This window comes from Bradyrhizobium sp. I1.14.4 (genome assembly GCF_050435825.1).
In the GTDB taxonomy this organism is placed as follows: domain Bacteria; phylum Pseudomonadota; class Alphaproteobacteria; order Rhizobiales; family Xanthobacteraceae; genus Bradyrhizobium.
Map to the genome: position 1 here is coordinate 384,422 of NZ_JBNDLA010000003.1, position 14,033 is coordinate 398,454.

General features: G+C 66.2%; 18 protein-coding genes. 15 read left to right on the top strand and 3 right to left on the bottom strand.

The features are described 5' to 3' along the window. The first annotated feature begins 160 nt into the window (after window positions 1-160). Together ABIB78_RS08905 and ABIB78_RS08910 are read left to right on the top strand one after the other, a co-directional pair. Window positions 161-559 carry a hypothetical protein gene (locus tag ABIB78_RS08905; RefSeq protein ID WP_429023736.1) on the top strand — a complete coding sequence of 133 codons (399 nt, stop codon included), beginning with the start codon at window positions 161-163 and terminating at the stop codon, window positions 557-559. Window positions 560-819: 260 nt separating this feature from the next. Continuing rightward, entirely contained in the window at window positions 820-1,335 is a 516-nt protein-coding gene (locus tag ABIB78_RS08910; protein ID WP_429023738.1) for a mismatch-specific DNA-glycosylase, read from the top strand. A gap of 40 nt (window positions 1,336-1,375) precedes the next feature. Here the strand turns inward: ABIB78_RS08910 and ABIB78_RS08915 are convergent, their stop codons facing one another. Next, entirely contained in the window at window positions 1,376-1,810 is a 435-nt protein-coding gene (locus ABIB78_RS08915; protein ID WP_429023742.1) for a hypothetical protein, read from the bottom strand. A gap of 212 nt (window positions 1,811-2,022) precedes the next feature. Here ABIB78_RS08915 and ABIB78_RS08920 point away from each other — a divergent pair, with 212 nt between their 5' ends. The 3 genes from ABIB78_RS08920 to ABIB78_RS08930 are packed head-to-tail and all read left to right on the top strand — an operon-like array spanning window position 2,023 to window position 3,328. Beyond that, window positions 2,023-2,460, top strand: a complete 438-nt coding sequence (locus tag ABIB78_RS08920; protein WP_429023744.1) for a YeeE/YedE family protein — start codon at window positions 2,023-2,025, stop codon at window positions 2,458-2,460. Window positions 2,461-2,462: 2 nt separating this feature from the next. After that, window positions 2,463-2,927: a DUF6691 family protein gene (locus ABIB78_RS08925; RefSeq protein WP_429023746.1), complete on the top strand. Its 465-nt coding sequence runs from the start codon at window positions 2,463-2,465 to the stop codon at window positions 2,925-2,927. A 5-nt stretch (window positions 2,928-2,932) separates the two neighbouring features. Next, the gene (locus ABIB78_RS08930; RefSeq protein ID WP_429023748.1) at window positions 2,933-3,328 is read left to right on the top strand and encodes a RidA family protein; all 396 of its coding nucleotides are present in this window, start codon (window positions 2,933-2,935) and stop codon (window positions 3,326-3,328) included. Window positions 3,329-3,597: 269 nt separating this feature from the next. On the opposite strand, the gene ABIB78_RS08935 is transcribed toward ABIB78_RS08930, so the two are convergent. Next, the gene (locus ABIB78_RS08935) at window positions 3,598-4,359 is read right to left on the bottom strand and encodes an SOS response-associated peptidase (protein ID WP_429023750.1); all 762 of its coding nucleotides are present in this window, start codon (window positions 4,357-4,359) and stop codon (window positions 3,598-3,600) included. A 62-nt stretch (window positions 4,360-4,421) separates the two neighbouring features. Here ABIB78_RS08935 and ABIB78_RS08940 point away from each other — a divergent pair, with 62 nt between their 5' ends. The 5 genes from ABIB78_RS08940 (at window position 4,422) to ABIB78_RS08960 (ending at window position 6,919) form a co-directional block, all read left to right on the top strand. Next, complete coding sequence (locus tag ABIB78_RS08940) at window positions 4,422-4,922, top strand: hypothetical protein (protein WP_429023752.1); 501 nt, start codon at window positions 4,422-4,424, stop codon at window positions 4,920-4,922. A 41-nt stretch (window positions 4,923-4,963) separates the two neighbouring features. Then, the gene (locus tag ABIB78_RS08945; protein ID WP_429023754.1) at window positions 4,964-5,383 is read left to right on the top strand and encodes an NUDIX hydrolase; all 420 of its coding nucleotides are present in this window, start codon (window positions 4,964-4,966) and stop codon (window positions 5,381-5,383) included. Between the two features lie 85 nt (window positions 5,384-5,468). After that, on the top strand, window positions 5,469-5,846 hold the full coding sequence (locus ABIB78_RS08950; RefSeq protein WP_429023756.1) for a TIGR02301 family protein: 378 nt from the start codon (window positions 5,469-5,471) through the stop codon (window positions 5,844-5,846). Continuing rightward, window positions 5,836-6,492, top strand: a complete 657-nt coding sequence (locus ABIB78_RS08955; protein WP_429023758.1) for an HAD family hydrolase — start codon at window positions 5,836-5,838, stop codon at window positions 6,490-6,492. Before ABIB78_RS08950 ends, ABIB78_RS08955 begins: the two co-directional genes overlap by 11 nt. Window positions 6,493-6,649: 157 nt before the next feature. Continuing rightward, complete coding sequence (locus tag ABIB78_RS08960) at window positions 6,650-6,919, top strand: hypothetical protein (protein ID WP_244069696.1); 270 nt, start codon at window positions 6,650-6,652, stop codon at window positions 6,917-6,919. 65 nt (window positions 6,920-6,984) lie between these two features. Here ABIB78_RS08960 and ABIB78_RS08965 read toward each other — a convergent pair whose 3' ends face one another. Further along, complete coding sequence (locus tag ABIB78_RS08965) at window positions 6,985-8,319, bottom strand: dihydroorotase (RefSeq protein ID WP_429023760.1); 1,335 nt, start codon at window positions 8,317-8,319, stop codon at window positions 6,985-6,987. A 129-nt stretch (window positions 8,320-8,448) separates the two neighbouring features. Here ABIB78_RS08965 and ABIB78_RS08970 point away from each other — a divergent pair, with 129 nt between their 5' ends. The 5 genes from ABIB78_RS08970 (at window position 8,449) to ABIB78_RS08990 (ending at window position 14,009) form a co-directional block, all read left to right on the top strand. Then, window positions 8,449-9,330, top strand: a complete 882-nt coding sequence (locus tag ABIB78_RS08970; protein ID WP_429023762.1) for a YgfZ/GcvT domain-containing protein — start codon at window positions 8,449-8,451, stop codon at window positions 9,328-9,330. After that, window positions 9,327-9,953, top strand: coding sequence for a DNA-3-methyladenine glycosylase I (locus ABIB78_RS08975; protein ID WP_429023764.1), 627 nt, complete (start codon window positions 9,327-9,329; stop codon window positions 9,951-9,953). The genes ABIB78_RS08970 and ABIB78_RS08975 overlap by 4 nt, the downstream gene beginning before the upstream one ends. Continuing rightward, window positions 9,950-10,561 carry a YfbR-like 5'-deoxynucleotidase gene (locus ABIB78_RS08980; RefSeq protein ID WP_429023766.1) on the top strand — a complete coding sequence of 204 codons (612 nt, stop codon included), beginning with the start codon at window positions 9,950-9,952 and terminating at the stop codon, window positions 10,559-10,561. The genes ABIB78_RS08975 and ABIB78_RS08980 overlap by 4 nt, the downstream gene beginning before the upstream one ends. Window positions 10,562-10,685: 124 nt before the next feature. After that, complete coding sequence (locus ABIB78_RS08985; RefSeq protein ID WP_429023767.1) at window positions 10,686-11,192, top strand: tyrosine phosphatase family protein; 507 nt, start codon at window positions 10,686-10,688, stop codon at window positions 11,190-11,192. Window positions 11,193-11,303: 111 nt separating this feature from the next. Beyond that, window positions 11,304-14,009 (top strand): DUF2339 domain-containing protein, encoded by a 2,706-nt coding sequence (locus ABIB78_RS08990; protein ID WP_429023769.1) that lies wholly within the window; start codon window positions 11,304-11,306, stop codon window positions 14,007-14,009. Window positions 14,010-14,033 lie beyond the last annotated feature (24 nt).

Genomic DNA, 14,033 nt, shown 5'->3' on the forward strand with positions numbered 1-14,033 from the left:
CGCTCCAAAATTCTTCTTGATCTGTTGGGCTGGATTACAGACCCTTTTGCCCGGTGAGGCAACCGCGCGCGAGGTGCGTTACGGTCAGGCGACTTGTGTTGAGGCGCTGCCTGCACCACATCGATTACTGCAATTCGACGCGCACATCCGGACGGGCATCATGACCGACAATCTCACCGGCGTATGGGACGGCAGCTATGTTCAGCCGGGTGCCGGCATGGTCACGTTTCTGGCGACGCTGATCGACGCCGGCGGCGCGCTCGGGGGCAGCGTGACCGAACCGTGCGTGATGCCGGGCTGCCCGCTCTGCACGCATAATGCCTCGCTCGCAGGTCACCGGTCCGGCAGCGCGGTGTCGTTCGTCAAACGCTACGAGCCGCCGGGCTACGGCTATCACACGGTGCACTATGAAGGCGCGGTCAACGCCGACGCGACGGAGATCGACGGGCGCTGGAGCATCCGCGGCACGGCGTTCTCCGGATCGTTCCTGATGGTGCGCGCGACCGGACCGGCGCAAGCGGTGACAACGGAGGACGAGATCAAGGAGCCGGTGCGCTAGTTCGTAATGGAATTGGTCGAACGACGACCGCGACGGCACTGCGCTCCCTCTCCCCGTTCTCACGGAGAGAGGGTTGGGGTGAGGGGCTGCTTCCACGAGTTCGCAACGCGGTGAGACCTGTACCCCCTCACCCGGAACGCATCTATCAATGCGTTCCGACCTCTCCCCGCAGGCGGGGCGAGGTGAAGCGGAGTCCGCCGCTCGATTCCAGGTGAGGTCATGTGCTGGCGCGTGTATGCTCCACTCAATCCTCCTTTCAGATGCCCGATAACAATCTCCACCGCCTCCCCGACCAGCTCCGCGCCGATCTGCGCCTGGTATTCGTCGGCACCGCCGCCAGCACGCGCTCGGCGGCCGTCGGGCACTATTACGCGCATCCCGGCAACCGGTTCTGGCGCGCACTGCATGAGGCCGGGATCACGTCGCGGCGCTATCGGCCGGATGAGTTCACAGCCCTGCTCGCGCTCGGCATCGGCTTCACCGATCTCTCCAAGACCGGCGCCGGGATGGATCATGAGATCGCGCGGCAGACGTTCGATGTCGTGAGCTTCAGGATGAAGATCGAGACGTTTCGGCCGAAGACGGTGGCCTTCACCAGCAAGAAGGCGGCGAGCCTGTTTTACAACACGCCGACCAGCGCGCTCGCGCTCGGCCGGCAGCCGCACATGAGCGGCTTTCCCGAGGTGTTCGTGCTGCCGTCGCCATCAGGCGCGGCGTCCGGACACTGGACATTGCGGCCGTGGCGCGAGCTGGCTGAGGCGATCACAGGATCGTAGGATGGGTAGAGCGCTGCGCTCTATCCATCATACGAAGCACTTACTCCTTCAACGTGATCGCAAGCCCGCTGAGGTCGACATTGGCCATCAGGCCGACCTGCTTGCCGCTCAATTCGAGCACCGCGCCGTTCTGGTTGGTCAAGAGGATGCCACGCACGCCGGCGCCGAGCGCGACGCCCATGCCGGCCGCGGCATAGACGCCGGCGATATCCTGGGCGCGGCGGATATTGCGCACCCGCCCCTGCAACGTGGTCTGGGAGCCGCCGAACACGAGGCCATAGTCCAGCCCGCCGGCGGTGAGCCCGTAGGTCTGGCCGTGGAAGGTCAGGACGCCCTTGCCGGCCGAGCCGCCGAAGATCCAGCCGCCCTTGAAGATCACGAGCGTCACCGCGCCCTCGTCAGCCAGTGCGGCGGACGTTCCGGTGAGCAGCGCCAGCGCGAGCAGCGCGGCGCGGACGGCGGATGACAATCTCATGGGGAGTTCTCCGGACGAAGTGAAAGCGAGGCGAATCGCGGCAATCCAGCTGACGGCGACAGCGTTGAAATGCCAGCAAGACAGGCGGGATTGCGCTTGTTCCTGATCTTGCGGAGTCTATCATCGCCTGCGCAGGCACGCGACGGTCGCTGCATACGCGCCCACCGCTTTGCGCCATCGCTGAGGTGTTTGCGCAACAGGGATCGGCCTCGATGCACGATTTCACTCCACTTTCCGGCCTCGCCGGCGGCGCGCTGATCGGGCTCGCCGCGGCGCTGCTGATGCTGCTGACCGGGCGGATCGCCGGCGTCACCGGCATCGTCGGCGGCCTGCTCCAGCCCGATACCGCCGACCGCGCCGCCGACCGCTCCTGGCGCATCGCGTTCGTCGCGGGGCTGATCGCGGCGCCCCTGATTGCGGCGCTGTTCGGCGCACCGCTGCCGCGGCCGGCAATGAATGCGAGCCTTGTCGTGATCGCGATCGCGGGCCTTTTGGTCGGGTTCGGCACCAGGATGGGCAATGGCTGCACCTCCGGCCACGGCGTCTGCGGCTTCGCGCGGCTGTCCGGCCGCTCGATCGTGGCCACCATCACCTTCATGCTGACGGCGATCGCGACGGTCGCGATCGTCAGGCACGGGATCGGAGGCTAGCGATGCCTGTTCTCGCAAGCTTCGTCTGCGGCCTGATCTTCGGCGCGGGCCTTCTGATCTCCGGCATGACCGATCCGCGCAAGGTGCTCGGCTTCCTCGATCTGTTCGGCGCGTGGGACGCGACGCTCGCCTTCGTGATGGCAGGCGCGGTCGCAGTTGCCGCATCCGGCTTTGCGATCGCGCGGCGGCGGACCGCGCCCGCTCTCTCGGCACGCTTCCTCTGGCCCGACCGCAACGACATCGATGCGCCGCTGGTTGGCGGCGCCGTGCTGTTCGGCGTCGGCTGGGGCCTGGTCGGCATCTGCCCCGGGCCGGCACTGGTCAACCTCGCCGGGCTTTCGCTGCCGATCGTGGTGTTCGTCGTCGCGATGCTGGCTGGCATGATCGGCAACGAGCTTTGGCGCCGGCGCATGATGGCGCCGCGCGCCATCGAAACTTCTCCCCTTCCATCTCGCGCAGACGGGTGACCCCAATGACAGAAAACACAGCGATCAAGCACTTCCCTCCTCCGCCCGGCGTCAAGGCGCCGCCGCTTTCGTTCGGCGCCCGCGTCGGCGATCTCTTGTTCATCTCGGGCATTCCCGGCTTCGACGCCAACCGCCAACTTCCCGACAGCTTCGAGGCGCAGTTCGCCAACGTCGTGACCAATTTCCGCGCCGTGCTGGATGAGGCGGGCTCCACGATGCGCGATCTCGTCAAGGTCAACGTGCTGCTGACCCGCGCCGGCGACGTCGCCACGATGAACGTCCTTTATGCCGGCGCGTTCGGCCCCGCGCCCTATCCCGCGCGCACCACCTGCGTCGTGGTGGCGCTGCCCGATCCGAAGATGCTGATCGAGATCGAGGGCGTGGCGCAGGTCAAGGGGTGATGTCGTGACGGGTCGCCAATCAAGCCCTTCAGCAGTCCTCGGGCGCATCGCGCCGCGAGAACGTGGAGGCACGACTTACGGACCGTACCACACACGTCCCTGCGAAAGCAGGGACCCATAACCACAAATGCCAATTATTGCGCGACGTCGGAACGCCGAGTCCCGCCTACAACGTCCGCCGCGGAGTATGGGTCCCTGCTTTCGCAGGGACGACGACGTAGAGAGAACGGTGCAGATCAATCCTGTCTGCGCAGCTGTGCAGACGTTCGCTAAAACAACGACCCCTGCCCATCGTCCTCGCGCGGCGTCACCTTGCGCGATGCGGCCTTCTTCGCCACTGGCGCGTCCTCTGCCGCGATCTCTTCCGCGGTCATCGGCAGCAGCAATTGCGCATCGTCGTTGGCGACGGCGTTGACGCGCATCGTCACCTGGTGCCAGGCGAACTCGCCGACGTCGGGGCCCTTCAGCATCGGCATCACGTCGTCGACGTCGTTGGGCAGGCAGTCGAGCCAGCGCGCGAATTGCTCGGGCCTGATCGTGACGGGGACGCGGTGATGCAGCTGCGCTAGATCGGGACTCGCCGGCGCGGTGACGATCGCGACGGTGTCCTGCTCCTCGCCATTCGGCCCCATCCAGGTCTCGGCGAGCGCGGCGAAGGCGACCGGATGGCCGTCGCGGCGATGGATGAAGAACGGCCGCTTGCGGCCGCCGGCATCCTGCCATTCGTAATAGCCGTCGGCCGGGATCAGCGCGCGGCGCCGCTTGATCGCATTCTTGAAGGCCGGCTTGTCCCGCACCGTTTCGGAGCGGGCGTTGATCAGAAGCGAGAAGGTCCGGGGGTCCTTGACCCAGGACGGAATCAGGCCCCAGCGCATTAACTGAAAATGCCGGCCGCCATTCTGCAGCAGCACCACCGGAATCGGCTGGGTCGGCGCAACATTATACCGTGGCGGAAAATTCGGCTGCTCGATATAGCCGAACATCTCGCGCAAGGCCGCCGGCGGCGAGGTAATGACAAAGCGTCCGCACATTTGCCGTCCAGAATGGTATCCGTTTATGCTGCCTTAACTTGGACCGTTAAAGACTGCGATCAATGACCTCAACGGCCGCCATAGCGGGCTCTTCCCCGCGACCGACGTATCCCGGCGAGGCGCGGGCGGCGCTGTTGCGCGCCGCCAACATCAATCCCCGCACCGGGCTTGCGACCGACTACCTCAATCACTTCAACGAAGCCATCATGTTGCTGGAGATGGTCCCGGACCTGCCGGAATGCGCCAGCGATTTCCTGGAATGGCAGCCATTGTCCTATGCCGAGCATTTCACCGCGTCCAATTTCAAGGCGCGCGATCTCGCGATCGAGGCCTATGAGACCGCCGATGCCAGGATCCGGGCTGAATTCGACCAGCTCACCGACAGCATGACGAAGATCCTGACCGAGGTTGGCACGGCGATGCGGCAATTGCAGCAGGACAGGAGCCGGGTCGCGCTCGCCGAGCAGGCGATCGTCTGGGTCAAGCCGCTGGTGATGCAGACCGCCGGTGTCATCAACGGCGCCGCAGAGGCCGATGTCGACAGCATCATGGCGGGCGCCTGATTTATCGGGCATGATCGCCGTCACAACTGGTTCCCATTGCTGTGATCTCTCCCGAACCTCCGATCCGCCCGCAGCTCGCCGTCTCAGGCGCGATTTTTCGCGACGGCAAGGTGCTGCTGGTCCGCCGCGCCCGCTCGCCCGGCAAGGGCTTCTATTCGCTGCCTGGCGGCCGGGTCGAGTTCGGCGAGACGCTGCACACCGCCCTGCACCGGGAGATCGACGAGGAGACCGGGCTGCGGGTCGAGATTCTCGGACTGGCCGGCTGGCGCGAGGTGCTGCCGACCGGCCCCGGCACCGGGCATTACATGATCATGACATTCGCGGCGCGCTGGGCGTCCCGCGAGCCGGTGCTGAACGACGAGCATGACGACTTCAAATGGCTGGCTCCGGAGGAGATCGGCGACCTCAAGGTCACCGGCGGCCTGCACGAGGTCATTGCCGCGGCTCGGCGGCTGGTTTGAGGCCTGTTTGGGGCGCTTGAGCGAGCTCTGCCGCCTTGCCTCGGGCGCATTGAGGGGGCATACCACCGCCATTCCGGAACCCCTGATGATCAAAGCCTTTCTCGCCGTTGTGATCCTGATGTCGGCATGCCTTGCGACGCCCGCCCGGGCGCAGGACGCGGCTGCGCCGTTCGACGGCGACCTGCAGCGGCTGGCCGAGATCCTCGGTGCCCTGCACTATCTGCGCGGCATCTGCGGCTCCAACGAGGGCACCAAATGGCGCAATGAGATGCAGGCGCTGATCGATGCCGAAACCCCCTCCGGCGACCGCCGCGCCCGCATGGTCGCGGGCTTCAACCGCGGCTATAACGGCTTCCAGCAGACCTACCGGACCTGCACCCCCGCCGCCACCGTGGCGATCCGCCGCTACATCGAGGAAGGCTCGAAGATCTCGCGCGACCTGACGGCCCGCTATGCCAACTGACCGCGCGATCTTCTTCGACCTCGACGGCACCCTGACCGACCCGAAACCCGGCATCACCGGCTCGATCCAGTATGCGCTGGAAAAGCTCGGCCGGCCGGTTCCTTCGCAGGACGACCTGACCTGGTGCATCGGGCCGCCCTTGCGGGCAAGCTTTGCGATGCTGCTCGGCGGCGAGGAACTCGCCGACCGCGCGGTCGAGCTCTACCGCGAGCGGTTCGGCGATATCGGGCTGTTCGAGAACAGCGTCTATCCCGATATCGCCGAGGTGCTGGCAGAGCTGCGTGCGCGGCCAGGCCGCATGTTCGTGGCGACCTCAAAGCCGCACGTGTTCGCGACGCGGATCGTCGCGCATTTCGGCCTCAGTGGATATTTCGAGCAAGTGTTCGGCTCCGAGCTCGACGGAACCCGCGTCAACAAGGTCGACCTGCTGGCCTATGCGCTGGCGCAGACCGGGGCCGATCCGGGGAAGGCCCTGATGATCGGCGACCGCAGCCACGACGTGATCGGAGCTACGCGAAATGGCATCCGCGCGGTCGGCGTCACCTATGGCTATGGCACGCCCGAGGAGCTGACCGCGGCCGGTGCCAGCCATCTGTGCGCCTCGCCGCGCGCGGTGCTGGACCATATCCACAGCTCATTTGGTTGATGCGGGCCGGGATAGCCGGAATTCCCCTTTAAATGCCGAAGCGGCCGTTAACCTTTTCGAAAGATGTGGGCTAGTCGGTACCCGCATGCGTGATACATCTCGCGGACCTCGCAGTGGTTCGCTCCTCGAACCGCGCGCATTCATTTTGCAGAGTTTCATGCGCCATCCAGCGTCCTTCCCCCATCACCATGACGACCCGCGGCCCGATCACGAGCAGAAGCAGGCCGCGCTGGGCTACCTGAACGAGGCCTGGGCGGAAGCGCGTCACGACGGCGTCGACGGCGACTGCCTCGCGCAGGCGAGCCTGTTTGCCGCGCTGGCCGAGTTGGTCGGCACCTATGGCGAGGACGCGGTGGCGAAGTTCGCCGAGGGCCTCGCCGCGCGCGTGCGCAACGGCGAGTTCTCGCTGGCGCTCGCTCGGCAGTAGAACCATAGCGTTTTCGAGCGAAGTGGGCCGCCGGTTCGCGTCAAGAAAACGCGTCAAACGCGAATCTACCGCTTCAGCGTCTCGAGGAACCGGACCGGCTCCCCTAGCGACGGCGTCGTGACCTCGCCCTGCCACATCACCCGCCTGCCGCGCACAAAGGTGCCGACCGGCCAGCCCTGCACCCGCACGCCGTCATACGGCGTCCAGGCTGCGCGCGAGGCGATCCACTTGTTGGTGATAGTCTCGCTGCGCTTGAGGTCGACGATGGTGAAGTCGGCGTCGTAGCCCGCCGCGATCCGGCCCTTGCAGGCGATGTTGTACAGCCGCGCCGGTCCCGCGCTGGTGAGATCGACGAATCGCTGTAGCGACAGCCGCCCGGCGTTGACGTGATCGAGCATCAACGGCACCAGCGTCTGCACGCCGGTCATGCCTGACGGCGAGGCCGGATAGCTCTTGGCCTTCTCCTCCAGCGTATGCGGCGCGTGGTCCGAGCCGAGCACGTCGATAATGCCTTGCTCGATGCCGTACCAGATGCCGGCGCGGTGATCGGTCGAACGCACCGGCGGGTTCATCTGGGCCAGCGTACCGAGCCGCTCATAGCACTCCGGCGCGGCCATCGTGAGGTGGTGCGGCGTCGCCTCGCAGGAGGCGACATCCTTGTGGTCGCGCAGATACAGAATTTCCTGCTTGGTCGAGATGTGCAGCACGTGGATGCGCTTGCCGGTCTCGCGCGCGAGATTGACCAGGCGCTCGGTCGCCATCAACGCGGCGGTCTCGTCGCGCCAAACCGGATGCGAGCGCGGATCGCCCTCGATCCGCAGCGGCTTGCGCTCGTTGAGGCGGTATTCGTCCTCGGCGTGAAATGCCGCGCGCCGCCGGATCACCTGAAAGATCCGCCGCAGGCTCTCGTCGTCCTCGACCAGCAGCGCGCCGGTGGAGGAGCCGATGAACACCTTGACACCAGCGCAGCCCGGCGCGCGCTCGAGCTCCGGCAAATCCTGCACGTTCTCGCGGGTGCCGCCGATGAAGAACGCGAAGTCGCAATGCATGCGATGGTGGCCGCGCTTGATCTTGTCGGTGAACGCCGCTTCGGTGACGGTCAGCGGGTTGGTGTTCGGCATCTCGAACACGGCGGTGACCCCGCCCATCACGGCGCTGCGCGAGCCGGTCTCGAGATCTTCCTTCTGCGTCAAGCCGGGCTCGCGGAAATGCACCTGGGTGTCCATCACGCCGGGCAGGATGTGCAGACCCTTGCAGTCGATCACCTCACCGGCCGAGGCCTGGGCGAGCGAGCCGATCGCAGCAATGCGTCCGCCCGCGATACCAATATCGCGCACGCCCTCGCCGTCCTGATTGACCACGGTGCCGGATTTTAGAATGGTGTCGAAATGCTGATTCATCGGTCCTCGGCGCCCGCTTTCTGCTGTGGCGCGGGCCTTGTTCGGCGCACTCTAGCGCCTTAGCTTGGCAGGGGATATCCGCGAGGACAGCGTTTCCCAAGGAACTTGGAAAAAGAGTCGATTTAGCAAATGAAAGCAGCGTTTCTTCCAGATCGAGGCGTGGTCAAGGTCTCTGGCGAGGACGCCCGCAACTTCCTCAACGGCCTCGTTACGACCGACATCGAACAGTTGCGGCCGGGCCAGGCCCGGTTCGGCGCGCTGCTGACACCGCAGGGCAAGATCATCGTCGATTTCCTGATCACCGAGGTACCTGCCGGCCATGGCGGCGGCTTCCTGATCGACGCGCCGCGCGCGCTTGCCAAGGGGCTCGCCGACAAGCTCGGCTTCTACAAGCTGCGCGCCAAGGTCGTGGTCGAGAACCTCTCCGACAGCCTCGGTGTGCTGGCCGCCTGGGATGGCGAACCGGCGGCGATACCCGATCTCGCCTTCGCCGATCCGCGCAACCCATCGCTCGGCTGGCGCATCCTGATCCCGGAAGACCTGAAGCAGAAACTCACTGAGCTGATCGACGCCGATCTCGTCGACAGCAGCGCCTACGAGGCGCACCGGATCGCGACCGGCGTACCGCGCGGCGGACTCGACTTCATGTATGGCGACGCCTTCCCGCACGAGACCAATATGGACCGCCTCAACGGCGTCGATTTCGACAAGGGCTGCTATGTCGGCCAGGAGGTGGTGTCGCGCATGCAGCACCGCGGCACGGCGCGTACCCGCACGGTGAAGGTCGTCCTCGACGGCCCCGCGCCCGAAGCCGGCGCAACGATCCTCGCCGGCGACAAGCAGGTCGGCACCATGGGCTCGACCGCAGGACAAGACGGCCTCGCGCTGGTGCGCATCGATCGCGTCGCCGATGCGCTCGATGCCGGCCTTGTGCTGACCGCGGGCGGCCTGTCGCTTCACCTCGCCGACCCCAACGTTGTCCGCCCCACACCCAAGCAAACCGTCGCATGAGCCGTACCGCGCAACTGCATCCCGACGGCAAGACGCGCTGCCCGTGGCCGGGCGAGGATGCGTTCTACGTCGCCTATCACGACAATGAGTGGGGCGTGCCGGAATATGACGACCGCGCGCTCTATGAAAAGCTGATCCTCGACGGCTTCCAGGCCGGCCTGTCCTGGATCACGATCCTGCGCAAGCGAGAGAATTTCCGCAAAGCCTTCGACGATTTCCAGCCCGAGAAGATCGCGCGCTACACCGACAAGAAGGTGCACGCGCTGATGAACGACGCCGGCATCGTCCGCAACCGCGCCAAGATCGAAGGCGCGGTGGCGAGTGCGAAGGGCTACCTGGAGATCATGGAGAAAGGCCCCGGCTTCTCGAAATTCCTGTGGGACTTCGTCGACGGCAAGCCGAAGGTCAATCAGTTCAAAACCACCGCGAGCGTGCCGGCCTCGACGCCGGTCTCGATCAAGGTCTCGAAGGAGCTCGGCGCGCGCGGCTTCAAATTCGTCGGCCCCACCATCGTCTATGCCTTCATGCAGGCGACCGGCATGGTCAATGATCACCTCGTCACCTGCTTCTGCCACCAGATCTGCAGCGGCAAGCTCCGCACACCGCGGCTCAAGAAGAAATGACCGCGCGCAAATCGACGGAGGCAACCCGCGCCTGGCAGCGGATGTTGTCCGGACGCCGGCTGGACCTGCTCGATCCGTCGCCGCTCGATATCGAGATCGTCGACATCGCACATGGGCTGGCGCGGGTCGCGCGCTGGAATGGCCAGACCAGCGGCGCGCACATCTTCTCGGTGGCCCAGCACACGCTGCTCGTCGAAGCCGTGATGCGCCGGCAGATGCCGCGCGTCGACATCAGCCATCGTCTCGCCGCGCTGCTGCATGACGCACCGGAATATGTCATCGGCGACATGATCTCGCCGTTCAAGGCGGTGCTTGCCGGCGAATACAAGGCGGTGGAGAAGCGGCTGCTGTCGGCGATTCATATCCGCTTCGGCCTGCCTGCGGCGCTGGCGGATGAGATCACCCAGCAGATCAAGGCCGCCGATCGCGGCGCCGCCTATCTCGAGGCCACGCGCCTGGCGGGATTTTCGCAAGCCGAGGCCAAGCGGCTGTTCGGCCGCGATCCGGAATTGCCCGAAGCGACCGAGCGCGACTATCTGACGCCATGGACCGCAGCGAGGGCCGAAAAGCAGTTCCTCGAACGCTTCAGCGCATTACACGTGTCATAGGCGCGGCACAACGAAACCTGCGGCCGGTTGCGCCGCAAAACGAAGAGCGGGCATGGCGCGGCCCGCCTTTGCCCACCCGGGAGCAGCCGTTATAATCCCGCACACCCGATAGCCAAGGACCATCATGCTTCACGTTTGCTCGCTTGCCGCGCTCTCCGACACGGTTCGTGCCACCGGCGCCAGCCATGTGCTGACCGTGATGGCCAATGTCGACCAGGTGCAGCGGCCGCCCTCCGTGCTTCCAGCCAACCATCTGAAGGTGTCGATGGACGACATCGTCGAACAGATGGACGGGTTCGTTGCGCCGAACGAGACGCATATCGAGCGCGTGCTGACTTTCGTGCGCGGCTGGGATCGCCGCGCACCGATGGTGGTGCATTGCTACGCCGGCATCAGCCGCTCGACCGCGAGCGCATTTGCCACCGTCTGTGCGCTCAATCCGCACCGCGACGAAATGTCCATCGCCCGGCTGATCCGCGAGGCCTCGCCGATCGCGTCCCCCAACCGCCTGATCGTCAGCCTCGCCGACAAGGTGCTGGGACGCGAGGGCCGGATGCTGCGCGCGCTCGATGCGATGGGTCCCGGCAGCATGAGCGTCGAAGGCCGCCCCTTCCAGATCGAACTGGAATAGCACGAACGTGCCATACCCGATGGCTTGAACTTCCGGTCCCCTCAGCTGCACTACTAGGTTGCGACGGGCGGCCGGCTGGCCGATGGTCCGGCGCGCCCTGCCGGAGGCCCGATGTTCGATTCGCCGTTCGATTTCCTCACGCTCGTCATCGCCATTGTTGCGATCATTTTCGCGCGCAAGGCGCTGGGCCAGATCTCGGTGCTCCAGCGCCGGCTGGATGCAATCGAGGCCGCAGGCGTGGCCGTCGCGCGGACGGCCGTCCCGCCGCCGCTGGCGCCGCTCCAGGAATTCGAGCAGACCCTTTCCACAGCACCTCCCATCGCGCCGCCACCGCTCCCGGAGGCCGCTCCCGGCGAGCCGGACGCCCAGGCAGAGCCCACCGTGGACGCTGCAAGCGCCACGCCACCACCTCTGCCAGAACCGCCAGCCCCGCCGCAGCCGGCACCCGGCTTCGAGGAGACGCTCGGCACGCGCTGGGTGGTGTGGATCGGCGGCCTGACGCTCGCGCTCGGCGGCTTCTTCATGGTTCGCTACTCGATCGAGGCCGGGCTGCTCGGCCCCGGCGTGCGCACATTGCTCGGCGGATTGTTCGCGCTGGCGCTGCTCGGCGCCGGCGAATGGACGCGGCGCAAGGAAAGCATCTCCAACATCGCAGCGCTGCCGATCGCTAACATACCGGCGATCCTCACCGCGGCCGGCACTGCAGTCGCGTTTGCCACCGTCTACGCCGCCTATGCGCTGTACGACTTCCTCGCGCCGGCAACCGCCTTTATCCTGCTCGGCATGGTCGCGCTCGGCACGCTCGCGGCCGCGCTGCTGCATGGGCCAGCGCTTGCAGGGCTCGGCATCGTCGGCGCCTTCGTCACGCCGATCCTGGTCTCCTCGGACAAGCCCGACTTCTGGTCGCTCTACATCTACCTCGCCATCGTCACGGCGGCGGCGTTCGGCCTCGCGCGTATCCGGCTGTGGCGCTGGCTCGCCGTCACGACGATCGCCTTCGCGTTGTTGTGGACCTTCCCGTGTCTGCAATGCGGGCCGGAGATGGTCGCGCCGCACGTCTTCCACGTCATCGCAGGCTTCGTGCTGGCGGCGCTGCTCGTGGTCTGCGGCTTCATGTTCGGCCCCGACGGCGATGGCGAAGAGATCGAGCCGATCTCGTCGGGGTCGCTCGCGGCCTATCTGTTTGGTGCGATGCTGATCGTGCTCAACAGCGCGCACGCCGACATCGCGATGATCGGCTTTGCGCTGCTGACGGCGGGCAGCCTTTTCGTCGCCTGGCGTGCGCCGGCGGCTACCGGTGCGATCGGCGCAGCATCTGCCTTTGTCTTCATCGTGTTCGGCGAATGGGCCGTCCGCCGCAACGTCGACGTGCTGGTGCTGCCGGGCGGTGCAATTCCGGGCATCGGCCCGTCCGCGACCGATGGCTCGGTCTCGCTGCATCTCGTCACCGCAGCGATCTTCGCAGCTGCGTTCGGCATCGCCGGCTTCCTTGCACAATTCCGTTTCGCCACGACGAAGATCACGGTGACCTGGGCTGCGGCAGCCGTGTTCACGCCGGTCGCGCTGCTGGTCGCGCTGTATGCGCGCATTGCACATCTCGACCGCTCGATCCCGTTCGCGATCCTCGCCGTGCTGCTCGCCGCGGCCTACGCTGCCGCGACCGAAGCGCTGGCCCGGCGCGGCGAGCGTCCGGAGCTGTCGCCCTCGATCGCACTGTCGGCGACCGGTGCCCTCGCCTCGCTGGCGCTTGCGCTGACCTTCGCGCTCGACAAGGGCTGGCTCACCATCGCACTGGCGCTGGTGTCGGTGGGCACGGCCTGGCTGTCGGTGCAGCGGCCGATCCCGTTCCTGCGCTGGCTCGCCGCGATCCTGGCCGGCATCGTGGTGCTACGGATCGGCTACGAGCCGCGGATCGCGGGCGATGCCGTCGGCACCACGCCGATCTTCAACTGGCTGCTGTGGGGCTATGGCGTTCCGGCGCTGTCATTCTGGGCCGGAAGCCATTTCCTGCGCCGCAACGGCGACGACGTCCCGCTGCGCATGGTCGAATCCGCCGCCATCCTGTTCACGGTGCTGCTCGCCTTCATGGAGATCCGCCACGCGGTCAATGGCGGTGACGTCTATCGCGATAGCGCTGGACTGACCGAGGTCGCGTTGCAGGTCGGCGTAACGCTCGCGATGGCGATCGGGCTGGAGCGGCTGCGGCTACGCAGCGGCAGCATCGTCCACAATGTCGGCGCGGTGCTGCTGACCGCGTTCGCCGGGCTTGCCAGCCTGTTCGGGCTGCTGGGGCTGGAGAACCCGATGCTGTGGTGGCAGGACGTCGGCGGCAGCTTCATCAATCTGCTGCTGCTCGGCTATGCATTGCCGGCCGTGCTGGCGCTGCTGTTGTCCTACGCGGTGGCGGGCCATCGTCCCGCAAGCTACGCCAACACGATCGCCGCCGGCGCGCTGGTGCTTGCGCTCACTTACGTCACGTTCGAAATCCGCAGGCTCTATCATGGACCGGTGCTGACGCGCGGCGAGACCACGGGCGCGGAGCAATACACCTACTCGATCGCCTGGCTGATGTTCGGCGTCGCGCTGCTCGGCATCGGCATCGTGGTCAATTCGGAGCGGGCGCGGCTCGCTTCCGCTGCGGTGATCGGTCTCACGATCCTGAAGGCGTTCCTGGTCGACATGTCGACGCTATCAGGCGTCTACCGGGCGCTGTCGTTCATGTGCCTTGGCATCGTGCTGGTCGCGATCGGCTGGCTGTATCAGCGCATCCTGTTCCGCAGGCGGGCAGCTTCGCCCGCGCTGCAGACTGAGGCTTAGAGTTTATTGTCCTGAAGCAAGAAC

Excerpts from the sequence above, each read along its gene's own strand:
- ABIB78_RS08920 (WP_429023744.1), top strand. The coding sequence starts at position 2,023 with ATGCACGATTTCACTCCACTTTCCGGCCTCGCCGGCGGCGCGCTGATC.
- ABIB78_RS08955 (WP_429023758.1), top strand. The coding sequence starts at position 5,836 with ATGCCAACTGACCGCGCGATCTTCTTCGACCTCGACGGCACCCTGACC.
- ABIB78_RS08905 (WP_429023736.1), top strand. The coding sequence starts at position 161 with ATGACCGACAATCTCACCGGCGTATGGGACGGCAGCTATGTTCAGCCG.
- ABIB78_RS08985 (WP_429023767.1), top strand. The coding sequence starts at position 10,686 with ATGCTTCACGTTTGCTCGCTTGCCGCGCTCTCCGACACGGTTCGTGCC.
- ABIB78_RS08925 (WP_429023746.1), top strand. The coding sequence starts at position 2,463 with ATGCCTGTTCTCGCAAGCTTCGTCTGCGGCCTGATCTTCGGCGCGGGC.
- ABIB78_RS08970 (WP_429023762.1), top strand. The coding sequence starts at position 8,449 with ATGAAAGCAGCGTTTCTTCCAGATCGAGGCGTGGTCAAGGTCTCTGGC.
- ABIB78_RS08910 (WP_429023738.1), top strand. The coding sequence starts at position 820 with ATGCCCGATAACAATCTCCACCGCCTCCCCGACCAGCTCCGCGCCGAT.
- ABIB78_RS08950 (WP_429023756.1), top strand. The coding sequence starts at position 5,469 with ATGATCAAAGCCTTTCTCGCCGTTGTGATCCTGATGTCGGCATGCCTT.
- ABIB78_RS08980 (WP_429023766.1), top strand. The coding sequence starts at position 9,950 with ATGACCGCGCGCAAATCGACGGAGGCAACCCGCGCCTGGCAGCGGATG.
- ABIB78_RS08915 (WP_429023742.1), bottom strand. The coding sequence starts at position 1,810 with ATGAGATTGTCATCCGCCGTCCGCGCCGCGCTGCTCGCGCTGGCGCTG.
- ABIB78_RS08990 (WP_429023769.1), top strand. The coding sequence starts at position 11,304 with ATGTTCGATTCGCCGTTCGATTTCCTCACGCTCGTCATCGCCATTGTT.
- ABIB78_RS08960 (WP_244069696.1), top strand. The coding sequence starts at position 6,650 with ATGCGCCATCCAGCGTCCTTCCCCCATCACCATGACGACCCGCGGCCC.
- ABIB78_RS08935 (WP_429023750.1), bottom strand. The coding sequence starts at position 4,359 with ATGTGCGGACGCTTTGTCATTACCTCGCCGCCGGCGGCCTTGCGCGAG.
- ABIB78_RS08930 (WP_429023748.1), top strand. The coding sequence starts at position 2,933 with ATGACAGAAAACACAGCGATCAAGCACTTCCCTCCTCCGCCCGGCGTC.
- ABIB78_RS08975 (WP_429023764.1), top strand. The coding sequence starts at position 9,327 with ATGAGCCGTACCGCGCAACTGCATCCCGACGGCAAGACGCGCTGCCCG.
- ABIB78_RS08965 (WP_429023760.1), bottom strand. The coding sequence starts at position 8,319 with ATGAATCAGCATTTCGACACCATTCTAAAATCCGGCACCGTGGTCAAT.
- ABIB78_RS08940 (WP_429023752.1), top strand. The coding sequence starts at position 4,422 with ATGACCTCAACGGCCGCCATAGCGGGCTCTTCCCCGCGACCGACGTAT.